Here is a 14,928-nt window from a genome sequence, read left to right on the forward strand (position 1 = left end):
CAACTGCTCCACCCCGCGATAAAAATGGTGGTGGGAGATGGATTCGAACCATCGAAGGCGAACGCCGGCAGATTTACAGTCTGCTCCCTTTAGCCACTCGGGAATCCCACCATTCGTTTGGAGCCGACGATAGGACTTGAACCTACAACCTACTGATTACAAGTCAGTTGCTCTACCAATTGAGCTACGTCGGCTTGTTCAACAGAACGTAATTGATTATACAAGAGAATGTTCATCCTGTCAAGTACTTTTTTCAATCATTTCAAACCACTCATTAGCAGTTCTTAGTTCTGACGACTTGATAAGTATATCATGATATCCAATAAAATGCAAGAAATATTTTAATTAATTTATAAAAAAACTACCTGATAATACACAAGGAAACTCCCCGACACGACACGCTTATCCTACGCAAGAAAAAAACAGCTCTCTGCATGGCATACTGCCTGCAAAGAGCTGTCTATAGTATCTTGCTTATTCTTGATCGTAATCCTGCAAAGCGGCTACATGATGATATCCCTGTCCTTTGCCTTTATTGGCAAAGACGCGCAGGACTTCGCGGGCCGTATCGAGCGAAGTCAGGCAGGGAATTGCCAGTTCGACCGCCATACGGCGCAGATTAAATCCGTCCCGTTCCGGATGTTTGCCAAAGGTCAGCGTATTGACGACTAAATCAATTTTGCCATTGCGGATCAGCGTAGCAATATTGGTACCGCCTTCATGAATCTTCCGGACCACATCGACGGGGAATCCCTGTTCATTGAAATATTTGCCCGTACCGGCAGTGGCTATGATGTGATAGCCCAATTCCTGGAAGCCGCGGGCCAGCTGCAGTGCTTCTGCCTTATCTCGGTCAGCTACCGTAACCAGAATGGTACCACCAGCAGGAATTTTCATCTTAGCGCCATTTACAGCCTTGTATAGTGCTTCAGAATAGGTCTTTCCTATACCCATGACTTCCCCAGTCGACTTCATTTCCGGTCCGAGAGCAATTTCTGCCAGGCCGATCTTACTGAAAGAGAACACAGGAGCTTTAGCCGCAACATGTGGTTTTGCCGGCATGAGTCCACCTTCATATCCCATTTCCTTCAACGTTTCGCCCAGGGCTATGCGGGTGGCCAGTTCGACCATAGGCACATGCGTTACTTTACTCAGGAATGGTACAGTACGGCTGGAGCGGGGATTGACTTCAATGATATACAACTTGCCCTTCGATACGACAAATTGGATATTGACGGCACCTTTTACCTGTAGTTCCAGGGTAATGCGCGTTGTATAATCGACGATCTGGTCAATCATGGCCTTATCCAGATGCTGTGGCGGATATACGGCAATAGAGTCGCCGGAATGGACGCCAGCCCGTTCCACCTGTTCCATGATGCCTGGAATGAAGACATCTTTGCCATCAGAAATCGCATCTACTTCTACTTCCCGGCCGACCATATATTCATCAATCAGGATAGGATGATCCGGAGAGGCGATGACGGCTTCCCGCAGATAACGTTCCAATTCCTTTTCTGTATAGACGATTTCCATAGCCCGGCCTCCCAAGACATACGATGGGCGGACGATGAGAGGAAATTCCAATTCTTTTGATACCTGCATCGCTTCCGTGTCACTCGTCGCGATCCGGCCGTCCGGGCGGGGTATGTTGAGCTTGGCCAGAAGTTCATCGAACCGTTCTCTGTCTTCTGCCCGGTCCATGCCATCGACAGAGGTTCCAAGGACGGTTACGCCCCGTTTAGCCAGTGGAGCTGCCAGATTAATCGCCGTCTGACCACCAAACTGGCAGATGACGCCGACGGGCTTTTCTTTTTCGACGACAGCCATGACATCTTCTACGGTAAGCGGTTCAAAATACAGGCTGTCCGACGTATCGAAATCGGTACTGACTGTTTCCGGATTGTTGTTGATAATGATACTGTTCATCCCGGCTTTGCGCAGGGCCCAGGCTGAATGGACAGAGCAATAATCGAATTCAATCCCCTGTCCGATACGGATAGGGCCCGACCCGAGAACAATGACGCTCTTATCTCCCAGCGGTCTGACTTCATCTTCCGTTGCGTAACAAGAATAATAATACGGTGTTGCAGCTTCAAATTCAGCGGCACACGTATCTACCATCTTGAATGTCGGACGGATATCCAGTTTTTCCCGGAACGCACGGACCTGTTCTTCCGTTTTGCTGGTAAGCTGGGCAATGACCGCATCCGGCATGCTATAGCGTTTAGCCAGGCGGATATTATCTTCCGTCAGATTATTGCGGCGTAGGTTATCTTCCAGATCGACGATATTTTTGATTTTTTTCAGGAACCACATATCATATCCGGTAATATAATGGATTTTATCAAAGCCGATTCCCAGACGCAGTGCCTGAGCGACGACAAAGATACGTTCATCATCCTGGTTTTTCAACAATTCTGCAATATCGATGAGTGATTTGGATTCCAGTTTCTTCAGGCTCAGATAATTAACGCCGATTTCCAGGGAACGGACAGCCTTGAGCAGTGCTCCTTCAAAGCAGCGGTCCAACGCCATGACTTCCCCTGTAGCTTTCATCTGCGTTCCCAGCGTGCGGTCAGCCAGAGCAAATTTTTCAAATGGCCAGCGTGGGAATTTGACGACACAGTAATCCAGCGTCGGTTCGAAGCAGGCCGTCGTCTTTCCCGTAACGGCGTTGGTTATCTGGTCCAGAGTCAGTCCTGTAGCCACTTTTGCCGCAACTTTGGCAATGGGATACCCCGTCGCTTTGGAAGCCAGTGCCGATGAACGGCTGACACGGGGATTGACTTCGATGACATAGTACTGGTTGCTGTTGGGATCCAGAGCATACTGTACATTGCAGCCACCTTCGATCTTAAGGCGGCGGATAATGGCCAGAGAAGCCGTACGCAGCATCTGATACTGCAGATCATTCAGGGTCTGGCTCGGAGCCACGACGATAGAATCGCCAGTGTGGATGCCGACCGGATCAATATTTTCCATATTGCAGACGATGATGCAGTTATCTGCTTTATCGCGCATAACTTCGTATTCGATTTCTTTCCACCCGGCTACGGACCGTTCGACGAGAATCTGGTTGATAGGGCTGAGTTTAATCCCCCGCGTCGCTATCATAAACAACTCATCATCATTGTAGGCAATACCGCCGCCAGTTCCTCCCAGTGTGAAAGCAGGCCGTACAATGATCGGATAGCCGATTTTTTCAGCAAACGCCATAGCCGACGGAACGTCTTCAAAAATATCACTTTCCGGTACGGGCTGGTTGATATCTTTCATGGCCTTTTTGAAGAGTTCGCGGTCTTCCGCTTCTTCAATAGCCGAAAGGCGCGTGCCCAGGAGCTGCACATGGTATTTTTCCAGTACGCCGGCATTAGCCAGTTCGACTGCCATATTCAGTCCGACCTGGCCGCCTAAAGTCGCCAGAAGTCCATCAGGACGTTCCTTTTCGATGACTTCTGTCACATAATCCAGGGAAATAGGTTCTACATAGACCCGGTCGGCAATGTCTTCATCGGTCATAATCGTCGCCGGGTTGCTATTGATCAGGACGACTTCCAGTCCTTCTTCTTTCAGGGCCCGGCAGGCCTGGGTACCGGCATAGTCAAATTCAGCAGCCTGACCGATAATAATCGGGCCAGAGCCGATAACGAGTACTTTCTTCAATCCTTCGATCATTTATTTCCCCTCCATCAGTTTGACAAATTGTTCAAAAAGATACAGATTGTCTGTCGGTCCCGGTGATGCTTCCGGATGATACTGAACGCAGAAGAAATTATATTTAGGATAGGCAAACCCTTCGAGCGTCTTATCGTGGAGATTGATATGCGTTACGATAGCATCGTCTGGCAATGTGTTTTCATCGATGACGTACCCGTGATTCTGGGACGTAATGTAGACCCGGCCGGTACGGACATCCTTGACGGGATGATTGGCACCGCGGTGACCGAACGTCAGCTTGCGGCTTTTAGCTCCGACGGAAAGACCCAGAAGCTGATGTCCCAGACAGATGCCGAACATCGGCTTTTTGCCTATCAGTTTTTTGACTTCTTCAATAATTTCCGGCAGGTCCTGCGGGTCGCCCGGACCATTGGAAAGGAAAATACCATCAGGCTGGACGGCCAGCACGTCTTCGGCTTTCGTATATGCCGGGAAAACCGTAAGCCGGCAGTCATTGCGGATCAGGTCTTTCAGGATATTCGCTTTGGCACCAAAATCCATGACAGCGACGTGATAACGGCCCTGTCCCACCTGCCGCACACTGCCTGGCGTCACTTTCCTTACCAGCATCTTTTCCAGAGGCTGTGCCATGAGGTCTTTAATATCTTCTTCTGCCATCGTTTCCGGTACGATGACACCTTTCATTACCCCCTGGCTGCGGATAGCCCGTGTGATGGCACGCGTATCGACGCCATACAAGCAGGGAATGTGATGCGTCATGATAAATGTAGAAAGATTACCTTCATTCTGCCAGTTGCTGGGCATATCGCACAATTCACTGACAATGAATCCTGCCGCATAGGGACGATCTGCCTGTTCGATTTCATGGAATAGACCATAATTGCCGATAAGCGGATATGTCATGGTAATAATCTGGCCAGCATAGGAAGGATCCGTAAAGGTTTCCTGATAACCGGTCATGCCCGTATTGAAAACGACTTCCCCTACGGCCGGCGTATCCATCAGCATCTGTCCATAAAATTTCTGTCCATTTGCTAAAATGAGGCATCCTTTCATTTTAAGACCACCCCGTCCTTCATAACGAATTCACCATCTACAACAGTAGCCACGGCTTTACCTGTAAAAATCATTTCATCAAAAGGTGACGATTTGCCTTTAGAATAGAACGAAGAGGCATCGACCGTCCATTCTTTGTCGAGGTCAATAATAGTAAGGTCTGCGTCTTTTCCTTCAACAATGACGCCCGCATCGAGACCCAGCAATCCGGCCGGTGCGGTAGACATGGCGCGGACAATCGTCATGAGATCAACCGTTCCTGTATGATACAAATGAGTCAGGACAGCACCTACACTCGTTTCCAGTCCGACAAAACCACTCGGGGCTAGGCTGAATTCCTGATCTTTTTCGTCCCACGTATGCGGGGCATGGTCGGTCACGATGGCATCAATCGTGCCATCTTTCAATCCTTCTACGACAGCAGCCCGGTGTTCTTCCGAACGCAGTGGCGGATTGACTTTGAACCGCGGATCATACGTACGCAGTGCTTCATCGGTCAGAATCATATGCTGTGGTGTCGCTTCGGCTGTAATCTTAAGTCCCTTAGCTTTGGCACGGCGTACCATGTCGACGGCATGTTTTGTACTGATATGAGCAATATGGACAGGCGTATCTGTAATTTCCGAAAGAATGATGTCACGGGCAACGGCAATGTCTTCTGCCGCAGCCGGTCTGCCTTTAAGCCCCAGTTCTGCCGAAACGATGCCTTCATGCATCTGGCCGCCGGATACGAGAGATGTTTCTTCACAATGATCGATGACGATTTTGTGGAACATGCTGGCATATTCCATAGCCTTCCGCATGAAATCACTATCTTCCACGAAACGGCCATCATCAGAAAAAGCAACGACACCGGCTTTTGCCATCCCGCCCATAGCAGATAATTCTTTACCTTCCAGTCCTTTGGAAATGGCACCAATGACTTCAACTTTGACGACGCCTTCATGTTCGGCCTTATATTTCATTCCTTCTACCAGAATCGCTTTATCGATGACCGGGTTGGTATTAGGCATGGTAGCGACGCGGGTAATGCCACCGGCGGCTGCAGCCTGGGTACCTGTTACAACCGTTTCCTTGGCACTCTGACCCGGCTGGCGCAAATGGACATGCATATCGATAAATCCTGGAGCTACGACGAGACCGGATGCATCGTATACTTCCGCCCCATCGGCAGGAAGATTTTTACCTATAGTTTTGATTTTACCATTTTCAATGAGAATATCGCATACTTCATCCTGATTTACGGCCGGATTAACCACTCTGCCGCCTTTAACGAGTAATGTCAACGTCATCGCCTCCCATGATAGTCAGATATAAGACAGCCATACGGACTGAAACACCATTTTTTACCTGTTCCTGAATGGAGGATTGTGTCCAGTAGCATGTATCTGTATCAATTTCAATGCCGCGGTTCATTGGACCGGGATGCATAATAAGTACATCTTTTTTTGCGTTCTTCAGCCGTTTCTGGTTGACTCCGAAAAATGTATTATATTCGCCAGGTCCCGGGAAGAAGCCGACACCCTGACGTTCGCGCTGAATCCGCAGTACATTGACGACATCGGCATCCTTCAGGGCTTCATCGAGATCATAATGAACGGTAACACCCATGGCCGCCAGTTCGGGCTGCAACAGCGTACGCGGACCGACAAGGTGTACATCAGCACCCATCGTCTTGAGGCCATAAATATTGGACCGGGCTACGCGGCCATGGTCGATATCTCCTACAATGACTACTTTCAGTCCGTCAATATGACCTTTGACTTCCTGGATAGTGAACAGGTCCAGAAGAGCCTGTGTCGGATGTTCATGCGTACCATCGCCACCATTGATGATGACCGGAGAAACACATTTGCTGGCATAAAGAGGAGACCCTTCCTGTTTGTGTCTCATGACGATGGCATCCACTCCCATGGCCGTTACTGTCAGAAGAGTATCACGGAAACTTTCTCCTTTCTGGATAGAGCTGCCGCTCGGCGTGAAGTTGATGACATCAGCATCGAGATACTTGGCAGCCATTTCAAAAGAACCCCGTGTACGCGTACTCGGTTCCCAGAACATGTTGACAATAGATTTACCCTGTAACAGGTGTAATTTTTTATTGTCGCTATTGACAACTTCTTTCATTTTTCTGGCAACGCGCAGCACGAGCTCGATTTCTTCTTTGGGTACTCCCTGCAATCCCAACAGGCTTTTGCCCTGTATACTGACCATGGAAATCCTCCTTTGTAAAAAAAGACCTTCGCCGAAAGGCAAAGGTCATATCAAGGCATACGTAACATATGTCCCTTTTTAGCCTCTCTGGACTATATTAAAGGTACGTATAGAAATCAACAGAATCAGCGCAGCCTCACAGGACTGCCGCCTGAATCTTTCTTTATTATTTTATATAGATGTCCTTTTAAAGTCAAGGAAAATTTTTGACAAAAAAATTTTTAATTATACCATTTTGGTACATTGACATACATGTTTTCCGACTCATCCCAGAAATCTTCTTCCTCCATATACTCATCCGCATCGGCTATGGCTTCGGCTATGTGACCGGCTTCTTCTTCCATATCATTGATGCAGGCTTCGGCCAGCCGGAGCTGGGCTTCCATTTCTTCTGTCCGCCCGTCTCTGCGCGCCTGGAAATAATCCCGCATAGCCAGAATCAACGTTCCGGCACTGACTTGTACCTTGTAACTTGTATTTTTTTTCATGTATCCTCCTGAAACAACAGCCTCCAGACGACTGCAAATAATTCATCCATGCTCTTTCTATTGTACCACTTCCGTCAAGTGCCTCAGGCCTGTTGGAAGTAAAAATTTCCGGCTGTATTCCTCTCATAAAAATGTTACAATAAAGGAAATACATTACAGGAGGAATTCCATCGTGCCACAACGCCATTATCTGAGGGGTTATCTCTGTGCTGGCGGTGGTGCAGTTATCTGGGGACTGACCGGTACGGCCGGCCAGTATCTGCTCCACCATTACACCATTGATTCGTTCTGGATTTCCAGCGTCCGCCTCATCGGCGCCGGTCTGTTTCTGATGCTCATGGCAGCTCCTCATTATAGAGCGATGAAAGACATGCTGAAGATACGCCGCAATGTCATTCTGCTTCTCTGTTATTCTATCTTTGGCCTGCTCATGAGTCAGACGGCATTTTATACGACCATCCAATATGCCAATGCCGGTACGGCCGCCGTCCTGCAGACGTTATGTGTCGTGATGATGGCTGTCATCGTCTGTTTCCGCGGCCACCGCCTGCCTACACGGGCCGAAACACTATCCGTCTTTCTGGCTCTGGCCGGCGTCTTCCTCATCGCTACCAACGGAGACCCATCTACGATGGTATTGTCTTCCAAGGCCCTTATGTGGGGACTGATTACAGCCGTCGCCAGTGTCTGTTATTCATTTCTGGCACAGGATCTGGTCTGGCACTGGGGCAGTATTACTGTCAACGCCCTGGGCATGTTCATCGGCGGAGTCGTTTTCTGCTGTTTCCTGCAACCCTGGACCATTCCCACTGACCTCGATATGACAGGGTATCTGCTTCTGGCCGCCGTCGTACTCATCGGTACGGTCCTGACATACAATCTTTTTTTGCGCGGCGTCGGTGACATCGGTCCTGTCAAAGCCACCCTGCTGGGAACACTGGAACCGGTAACCTCCTCTATTGCATCGGCTGTTTTTCTCGGTACCGTTTTCTATCTTCCCGAACTCATCGGATTCGCCTGCATCCTGGCTACCGTATTTCTTGTCACACTTCAGCGCAGGCAGCCTGCATAAAAAAACTGGCTTTCCTCTAAACGGAAAAGCCAGTTTTTTATAATATTATTTACCATGTAAAAGCATCATCACCGACACCGAGAGGAACTTCCGGGAATCCCGACGGCACAGGCTGGACCAGCATAAAAATCAATACAGTAAGTACAGTCAGTCCCAGAGCCAGGTAGGAAAAATGGGAACGCGTACTGTGTTCGTAGAGTCCGAAAAGGCGGATGCCAATGGCCGCCCCAATAGAAGTAAACAGCGACCCCAGAGAAAAGTACTGATACAGGAAATAGGATACAATCAGTCCGATGACCATAGCCGTATTGAGTACGATGGGATAGCACCGCGATAAGGCAGACGGTGTATTTCGCCGCATGGCCGCAAACCAGTCCGACGCATCGATGCCTGTAAGCCCCGTAACGAACGCACTTCCATAAAGAAGCTTATCCCATATGTCCGTAAGCTGATTGCGGTTGCCACTGCGCCACATAAGGAACGCATAGGCCAGTATCATGATGCCGGCAAAAATATAATAGTATTCAGCAGGCAGGAACTGCACCAATGCTACGCCTGCCACGACACAGACTGATCCGATGGCACATAATGTGACAAGCTGCTGCCGGGCGGGGCGCACTTTTTTATCCATGGCAAAATATACTTTTGCAAAGATTTCCAATAAAAAGACGGCGACAAAAAATACAATACCAAAAAAGGCATTCAGAGCCGTCAGCGCTATCATGACCAGAATAGGAATTGCCAGTTTAAAACCGGGAAAGAAATAAAATTCCTTTAACTTCATCAGATGCTGCTGAGAATAAATCGTGAAATACGTAAACACATTGAAAAGCAGCATGGCGACCACTGCTTCAACCGGCTTTGCCCCCATGTACAACAGCGTCATGAGCGTACACATGCTCATATTGACACCGGTAAAACGGGCAAAGACAGCTGCTACCAAGCCTGCATTAAAGAAAGGCAAAATAGCCCATAACATATCCATAGTAACAATCTCTCCTACAAGTTATTTCAGATGGTGGCTGCCCCGTTCCGTCATGGGAATTCCCTGTTTGCAAAGCGGGCATTCTTCCGGTTTGTATGTTGGAACCGTCAGATGAAGGAGAGCCTGCACCTTATCTTTAGGTACGCCGAATTCGGCTTTGCCGCCGCTGCGGTCAACGAGAAGGCCGACTCCGACAATGACGCCACCAGCTTTTTTGACTACATCGACTACTTCCTGAACGCTTCCGCCAGTAGTCACGATATCTTCTACAATCAGAACGCGTTCGCCCGGTTCAATATGGAATCCCCGGCGCAGTGTCATGACGCCTTTTTCCCTTTCCGTAAAGATAGCCCGTGTACCCAGAGCCTTGCCGACTTCATGAGCCAGCAGGATACCGCCCGTCATAGGCCCCATAACGGTCTGGACATTCTGATCCTTAAACCGTTCTGCCAGTTCCTTACAAAGCTTTTCTGTATATTCCGGATGCTGGAGGACATTAAATTTTTCTACATATAAGGGGCTGTGCAGGCCGGATGTCAAAAGAAAATGACCTTCCAATACAGCTTTCGTTTCTACTAATAATTGTCTTACTTCTTCTTCAGATAACATTGCCAATCATACCTCCTGTATTTCTTCTAAAATTTTATCGGCAGCACATGCCGGATCAGCCGCTTTCGTAATAGGCCGTCCGATGACCAGGTGAGATGCTCCATCATGCAATGCCTGAGATGGCGTCGTAAAGCGTTTTTGGTCATCTGCTACAGCAAAGGACGGACGGATTCCCGGAGTAACAATCAGAAAATCCGGGCCATTCATTTCCCGTATTTCCTGCGCTTCATAGGGAGACGAAACAGTTCCATCAATACCCGATTCTTTAGCCAGGGCCGCCAGCTTTTTGACTTCTTCAGCAATGCTGCAGGCTCCTCCTACTTCTCTCCATGCCGTTTCATCTATACTCGTCAGGATGGTTACAGCCAGCAGACGGGGCCGGGCAATTTGCAGGCGGGCCGATTCTTCCCGTGCAGCTGCTGCCGCAGCTTCCATCATGGATCTGCCTCCCATTCCATGAAGAGTCATCAGATCCACTCCCAGACGGGTAAGGGCCCGTACGCTCTGGGCTACGGTATTAGGGATATCGTGAAGTTTTAAATCCAGAAACACATGTTTCCCCTGTTCTTTCAGATAGCGTACCGTATCAGGTCCGGCACTATAAAACAGCTCCATACCGACTTTGTAGAAAGAAATGCGATCTCCTAAAGTTTCTACGAGACGTTTCATATCTTCCAGCGAATGTACATCCAGAGCTGTAATAATACGATCATCTGCCATGGTATTCCTCCTGTCACAACGTATTGCCAATCTGCAATCACACAGCTTTAAAGGCATATCTATGTAATTATGACATGGTTTATATAGAGTGTCAACTAAAAGCCTTTCTCTGACGGCCCGTACCACTAAGCATTACATGGCTTCATGGCTAATAGCCTGCACGGCCCGGTCATATACATCCTGCAACGTATGTTTTTGCAATTCTTCTTCAAACTTCTGCTGTATATCATCCAGAATTCCTTCCAGACTCTGATGAATATTTCTGCCAACAGGACACTTATCATTGGGGTGCTCATGAAAATGGAACAGGCTTTCATCAGGCTTCTTTTCTACGGCCTGGTAAACATCGAGAAATGTAATTTCCGTCAAAGGCCGCGTCAGGGTAATGCCGCCGGGACCACGCTTAATATCAATAACGCCAGCCTCCCGGAGCTGGGACATGATATTTCGGATAATAACCGGGTTATTTCCTACACTGCCTGCCAAAAAATCACTAGTTACTTTATAATTGCCGGAAAAATACCGGACAGCTGTCAATACATGTATCGCAATAGTAAATTTTGTAGAAATCTGCATGCTTCACACCTCTTTGTCAATCTATCATTCATTATACAAAAGTATATCAGGAAAGCCCCCACTTGTCTCTCTTTTTAGCAGATGTAGATAAACAAAATCTTGTTTTATGTTTTTAGTCAAATATCATTATGAAGTCAAAGTCTAGGAAAGTCTTTTGCCTCCTGTTGTAATAACAACAGATTTACAGGATACATCCGTGCTATAGTACAGACAGACAAAGATAAGTCACATAAATCCATAGATATTTTCAACAGGAGGAATATATGATGAATGAAAAAACAATGACCGTAACAGAAGATATGCTCATGGGAGACATTATGCGCAGCTACCCCGAAGTAGTAGACACATTATTGGAACAGGGTATGCATTGCCTGGGCTGCCCGTCATCCCAGCAGGAAAGCCTGGCAAATGCCTGCTATGTACATGGCCTCGACGCCCGCACCGTAACGGCCGCCGTCAACGCCACCATTCAGGCACATCGTGCATAAAGGAGGAAGCAGATTATGAGTAAATTTTTAGGACCTGTCCATTTCTGGTTATATCACAAAATACAGTTTCAGGAATCCCTTATAGACGCTCTCATTTCCTGCGCCGTACAGAAAGGCTGGAACGATGAAGATCTGACCCGTTTCAGTTGCCCGGACCGCCGTCAGCTTGATGAAATCATTGACGAAACCAATATTCATGGCTGGCTGCAGACACGCATCCAGGATGCAGAAACCCGGTATGCCAGCCTCGTCCTGTACCTTGCCGGCTCTGATGAAACCCGTCTGAAAGTGCTGGAACAAGCAGCTGGCGATTTTGGTGCCGCCCAAAACCTGCAAGCTGCTACCGCGCCGGAAGCATTCCACCGTCTCGATGACCTGCTCCTCGACGGTATGCCGTGTGATCAGATTAACCGCGTCTCTCACAGCAGTGATGATGTCATTACCTGGATACAGTCTGCTGACATCCACAGTGATTACTGGCAGGGACATGGTCAATGGTATTATCTGCTCCGTCAGGCTCTGATAGCTGGCCTGTTATCCCACACCGATTATTCATTTCTTCATAAAGAAGACGGCTCATTCCATATCGTGAAAAAAGCCGCCTGAGAAAGGTAGGATACGTATGTATTGTACAGAAGTTATGGTAAAACAGCATGCCAATATTTCGCGGATGCTGAAGGTAATAGAAAAGGCCTGCTGTGCTATTTTGGATGGTTCCCCCATCGATTGCAATGAATTTACAGAAATTCTGAAATTTATCCGTACCTATGCAGACGGACATCATCACCGCCGGGAAGAACTTGTCTTATTTCCCGAAATGGTACAACATCTGGAAAAAATCGCCTCCGTCATCATTAATCACGGCATGCTTGTTGAGCATGATCTCATCCGTGCCCATGTCCGTGCGTTGGATGACGCATTGAAAAACTATCAGGCTCATCCTGATACGTTATATAAACTCCAGATCCTGACAGAAGCCATGGCCTATGTAAACCGCCTGCAGGCTCATGTCGATAAAGAAAATACGGTCGTATACCCTATGGCAGACCGCAGCCTGCCGGCAGAGATAAAAGAAAAGATTGATGCTGCAGTTCATAATATGGAAAAAGAAGAAGGACAGGATTTTGCTGCTCCTTATCTGTCTCTGCTGGAACGACTGGAACATAAATATCATATCGCATAATAAGAATAGACAAGGACCGCCGCCCCATATCCGGGCAGCGGTCCTTATTTATTACACGGTCCAGGTTATTTCCACAGGACGTTAGAATTTTGTACGGCGTATTTGCCACCGCTAACCTCAATAGTAGTACCGGTAATATAGCTGGCTGCATCCGATGCCAGAAAAATAAGAACCTTAGCCATTTCTTCGGGAGAACCCACCCGGTGGAGGGCAATCGCATCGATGAGTGATCCCGTAATATCAGCAGCAATGCGGTCCGCATTCATAGGAGTATCAATCACACCAGGTACATAGGCATTGACCCGGATATGCTGGGGAGCCAGTTCAGCTGCCATCGTCTTTGTCATATTCGTAACGGCTGCTTTCGTAGCACCGTACATCGTACCTCCCACAGAAGGGACAAGCGAAGCGTAGGAAGAAGCGTTCAAAATAACGCCGCCTTTTTCGCCCATAGCCCGGGCAGCAATCTGTGTCCCAAAGAGGACACCTGTCAGATTGACCCGCACCATTTTTTCCCAGTCTGATAAGGTAATATCCATAAGTTTTTTGCCAATATTGATGCCGGCATTATTTATCCAGATATCGATATGACCATATTGGCCCAGTACCTCGTCAGCAAACCGCTGCAGCTCTTCTATATTACCGGCATCAGCCTGAGCCGCAAATACGGTCACACCTGCCGCGTGGCATTCCTGATTAAACGCTTCGATTCTCTTCTGAGTTCTGCCACAGACAGCAACGGCTGCTCCCTCCCGGCAAAAGCCGATGGCGCAGGCCGCGCCGATGCCAGCCGTACCACCCGTAATGACAACTACTTTTCCTTTCAATCCTAATTCCATGTTGAACCTCCTATCCTGTTTTCTATGAATATGATATCATGCTTCTCCCGGCAGCACAAATCCCCTGTCCACATTAAAGCGTATCATATTTTTATTATTTAATATTGATTATTTGTTGACAAGATGGGTGGAAGATGTTACAATACAAACATCGAAAGAGAAATGATTTAGTTGATAAAGAATATAGGAGGTTATACGTTATGGAATTAAAAGGATCAAAGACTGAAAAAAATTTACAGGCTGCATTTGCTGGTGAATCTCAGGCACGCAATAAATACACCTACTATGCCAGTGTAGCTAAAAAAGCCGGTTACGAACAAATCAAAGCATTCTTCGAAGAAACAGCCAATAATGAAAAAGAACATGCAAAAATCTGGTTCAAACTGCTCAACGGTGGCGAATTGCCAAATGACATCAATGCATTAAAAGACGCCGCTGCCGGTGAACATTATGAATGGACCGAAATGTATCCGACGTTTGCAAAAGAAGCTCGTGAAGAAGGCTTCAATACGATTGCCTATTTATTTGAAAAAGTAGCAGAAATCGAAAAACATCATGAAGAACGGTATTTGGCACTGCTGGCAAATGTAGAAAACGGTACCGCTTTCAAGAAACCTGAAAAGAGAACATGGGTCTGCCGTAACTGTGGATACATCGTCGAAGCTGATGAAGCACCGAAAGTTTGCCCCGTATGCGCTCATCCCCAGTCCTTCTTCGAATTGAAAAACGACAACTATTAATAAGAATATAGTAATGTGATACCGAAAAAAACAAGAACCATTTTATATGTGGTTCTTGTTTTTTTACGTAAGCGTAAAATCAAACTGTGTATGTAAAATGCCGGACGTTAGAAAAAGCTCTCAGATTACCTATCGGATGATGGTATATTATCTCATGAAAGAAAATCTGGGTAAATCCACCCTTTTATTATTCGCTTACCCTGGGAGGATAGGAAACCGCCACTCCTCACTTCCCACTAATCACGAACCACACAAAAAAAGCACTAGCATAAGCTAG

General features: G+C 47.5%; 15 protein-coding genes and 2 tRNA genes. 5 read left to right on the plus strand and 12 right to left on the minus strand.

The window, feature by feature from the left end; genetic code table 11:
- Positions 1-25: 25 nt before the first annotated feature.
- From B2U90_RS00695 to B2U90_RS00725, 7 genes are all read right to left on the minus strand, one after another.
- Positions 26-111 (minus strand) — tRNA-Tyr (locus tag B2U90_RS00695).
- A gap of 7 nt (positions 112-118) precedes the next feature.
- A tRNA-Thr gene (locus B2U90_RS00700) sits at positions 119-194 on the minus strand.
- Between the two features lie 280 nt (positions 195-474).
- Positions 475-3,678, minus strand: a complete 3,204-nt coding sequence (carB, locus tag B2U90_RS00705; protein ID WP_292016843.1) for a carbamoyl-phosphate synthase large subunit — start codon at positions 3,676-3,678, stop codon at positions 475-477.
- Positions 3,679-4,737: a carbamoyl phosphate synthase small subunit gene (locus tag B2U90_RS00710; protein ID WP_059076403.1), complete on the minus strand. Its 1,059-nt coding sequence runs from the start codon at positions 4,735-4,737 to the stop codon at positions 3,679-3,681.
- The gene (locus B2U90_RS00715; protein WP_059076402.1) at positions 4,734-6,023 is read right to left on the minus strand and encodes a dihydroorotase; all 1,290 of its coding nucleotides are present in this window, start codon (positions 6,021-6,023) and stop codon (positions 4,734-4,736) included. Before B2U90_RS00715 ends, B2U90_RS00710 begins: the two co-directional genes overlap by 4 nt.
- Entirely contained in the window at positions 6,007-6,951 is a 945-nt protein-coding gene (locus tag B2U90_RS00720) for an aspartate carbamoyltransferase catalytic subunit (protein WP_059076401.1), read from the minus strand. The genes B2U90_RS00715 and B2U90_RS00720 overlap by 17 nt, the downstream gene beginning before the upstream one ends.
- A gap of 221 nt (positions 6,952-7,172) precedes the next feature.
- On the minus strand, positions 7,173-7,439 hold the full coding sequence (locus B2U90_RS00725) for a hypothetical protein (RefSeq protein WP_292016844.1): 267 nt from the start codon (positions 7,437-7,439) through the stop codon (positions 7,173-7,175).
- 172 nt (positions 7,440-7,611) lie between these two features.
- Between B2U90_RS00725 and B2U90_RS00730 the strand changes: the two genes are divergently transcribed.
- Positions 7,612-8,511 (plus strand): DMT family transporter, encoded by a 900-nt coding sequence (locus B2U90_RS00730; protein WP_075581493.1) that lies wholly within the window; start codon positions 7,612-7,614, stop codon positions 8,509-8,511.
- Between the two features lie 49 nt (positions 8,512-8,560).
- Here B2U90_RS00730 and B2U90_RS00735 read toward each other — a convergent pair whose 3' ends face one another.
- The 4 genes from B2U90_RS00735 to B2U90_RS00750 form a co-directional block, all read right to left on the minus strand.
- Entirely contained in the window at positions 8,561-9,496 is a 936-nt protein-coding gene (locus B2U90_RS00735) for a hypothetical protein (RefSeq protein ID WP_059076398.1), read from the minus strand.
- A gap of 21 nt (positions 9,497-9,517) precedes the next feature.
- Positions 9,518-10,105 (minus strand): orotate phosphoribosyltransferase, encoded by a 588-nt coding sequence (gene pyrE / locus B2U90_RS00740; protein WP_059076397.1) that lies wholly within the window; start codon positions 10,103-10,105, stop codon positions 9,518-9,520.
- Positions 10,106-10,111: 6 nt separating this feature from the next.
- Positions 10,112-10,825 carry an orotidine-5'-phosphate decarboxylase gene (gene pyrF / locus B2U90_RS00745; protein WP_292016845.1) on the minus strand — a complete coding sequence of 238 codons (714 nt, stop codon included), beginning with the start codon at positions 10,823-10,825 and terminating at the stop codon, positions 10,112-10,114.
- A 132-nt stretch (positions 10,826-10,957) separates the two neighbouring features.
- Positions 10,958-11,401 carry an Rrf2 family transcriptional regulator gene (locus tag B2U90_RS00750; protein ID WP_059076395.1) on the minus strand — a complete coding sequence of 148 codons (444 nt, stop codon included), beginning with the start codon at positions 11,399-11,401 and terminating at the stop codon, positions 10,958-10,960.
- A gap of 263 nt (positions 11,402-11,664) precedes the next feature.
- On the opposite strand from B2U90_RS00750, the gene B2U90_RS00755 reads away from it, so the two are divergent.
- From B2U90_RS00755 to B2U90_RS00765, 3 genes are read left to right on the plus strand one after another with little or no spacing between them, the layout of a single operon-like run.
- Positions 11,665-11,889, plus strand: a complete 225-nt coding sequence (locus tag B2U90_RS00755) for a DUF1858 domain-containing protein (RefSeq protein WP_200817499.1) — start codon at positions 11,665-11,667, stop codon at positions 11,887-11,889.
- A 15-nt stretch (positions 11,890-11,904) separates the two neighbouring features.
- A complete protein-coding gene (locus B2U90_RS00760; protein ID WP_113855082.1) occupies positions 11,905-12,495 on the plus strand; it encodes a hypothetical protein in 591 nt (196 codons plus the stop codon).
- Positions 12,496-12,511: 16 nt separating this feature from the next.
- Positions 12,512-13,072 carry a hemerythrin domain-containing protein gene (locus B2U90_RS00765; protein WP_059076393.1) on the plus strand — a complete coding sequence of 187 codons (561 nt, stop codon included), beginning with the start codon at positions 12,512-12,514 and terminating at the stop codon, positions 13,070-13,072.
- A 65-nt stretch (positions 13,073-13,137) separates the two neighbouring features.
- Here the strand turns inward: B2U90_RS00765 and B2U90_RS00770 are convergent, their stop codons facing one another.
- Positions 13,138-13,911 (minus strand): SDR family NAD(P)-dependent oxidoreductase, encoded by a 774-nt coding sequence (locus B2U90_RS00770; RefSeq protein ID WP_059076392.1) that lies wholly within the window; start codon positions 13,909-13,911, stop codon positions 13,138-13,140.
- A 200-nt stretch (positions 13,912-14,111) separates the two neighbouring features.
- Between B2U90_RS00770 and rbr the strand changes: the two genes are divergently transcribed.
- Complete coding sequence (rbr, locus tag B2U90_RS00775; RefSeq protein ID WP_059076391.1) at positions 14,112-14,651, plus strand: rubrerythrin; 540 nt, start codon at positions 14,112-14,114, stop codon at positions 14,649-14,651.
- The last annotated feature ends 277 nt before the right edge of the window (positions 14,652-14,928 follow it).

The organism is Megasphaera sp. UBA4233 (assembly GCF_002395615.1).
Taxonomy (GTDB): Bacteria; Bacillota; Negativicutes; order Veillonellales; family Megasphaeraceae; genus Megasphaera; species Megasphaera hexanoica.

Bases quoted from the DNA above. Each gene is read 5' to 3' on its own strand.
- carB (WP_292016843.1), bottom strand. From the start codon at position 3,678: ATGATCGAAGGATTGAAGAAAGTACTCGTTATCGGCTCTGGCCCGATT.
- B2U90_RS00710 (WP_059076403.1), bottom strand. From the start codon at position 4,737: ATGAAAGGATGCCTCATTTTAGCAAATGGACAGAAATTTTATGGACAG.
- B2U90_RS00760 (WP_113855082.1), top strand. From the start codon at position 11,905: ATGAGTAAATTTTTAGGACCTGTCCATTTCTGGTTATATCACAAAATA.
- B2U90_RS00755 (WP_200817499.1), top strand. From the start codon at position 11,665: ATGATGAATGAAAAAACAATGACCGTAACAGAAGATATGCTCATGGGA.
- pyrF (WP_292016845.1), bottom strand. From the start codon at position 10,825: ATGGCAGATGATCGTATTATTACAGCTCTGGATGTACATTCGCTGGAA.
- B2U90_RS00750 (WP_059076395.1), bottom strand. From the start codon at position 11,401: ATGCAGATTTCTACAAAATTTACTATTGCGATACATGTATTGACAGCT.
- B2U90_RS00720 (WP_059076401.1), bottom strand. From the start codon at position 6,951: ATGGTCAGTATACAGGGCAAAAGCCTGTTGGGATTGCAGGGAGTACCC.
- B2U90_RS00725 (WP_292016844.1), bottom strand. From the start codon at position 7,439: ATGAAAAAAAATACAAGTTACAAGGTACAAGTCAGTGCCGGAACGTTG.
- B2U90_RS00735 (WP_059076398.1), bottom strand. From the start codon at position 9,496: ATGGATATGTTATGGGCTATTTTGCCTTTCTTTAATGCAGGCTTGGTA.
- B2U90_RS00765 (WP_059076393.1), top strand. From the start codon at position 12,512: ATGTATTGTACAGAAGTTATGGTAAAACAGCATGCCAATATTTCGCGG.
- pyrE (WP_059076397.1), bottom strand. From the start codon at position 10,105: ATGTTATCTGAAGAAGAAGTAAGACAATTATTAGTAGAAACGAAAGCT.
- rbr (WP_059076391.1), top strand. From the start codon at position 14,112: ATGGAATTAAAAGGATCAAAGACTGAAAAAAATTTACAGGCTGCATTT.
- B2U90_RS00770 (WP_059076392.1), bottom strand. From the start codon at position 13,911: ATGGAATTAGGATTGAAAGGAAAAGTAGTTGTCATTACGGGTGGTACG.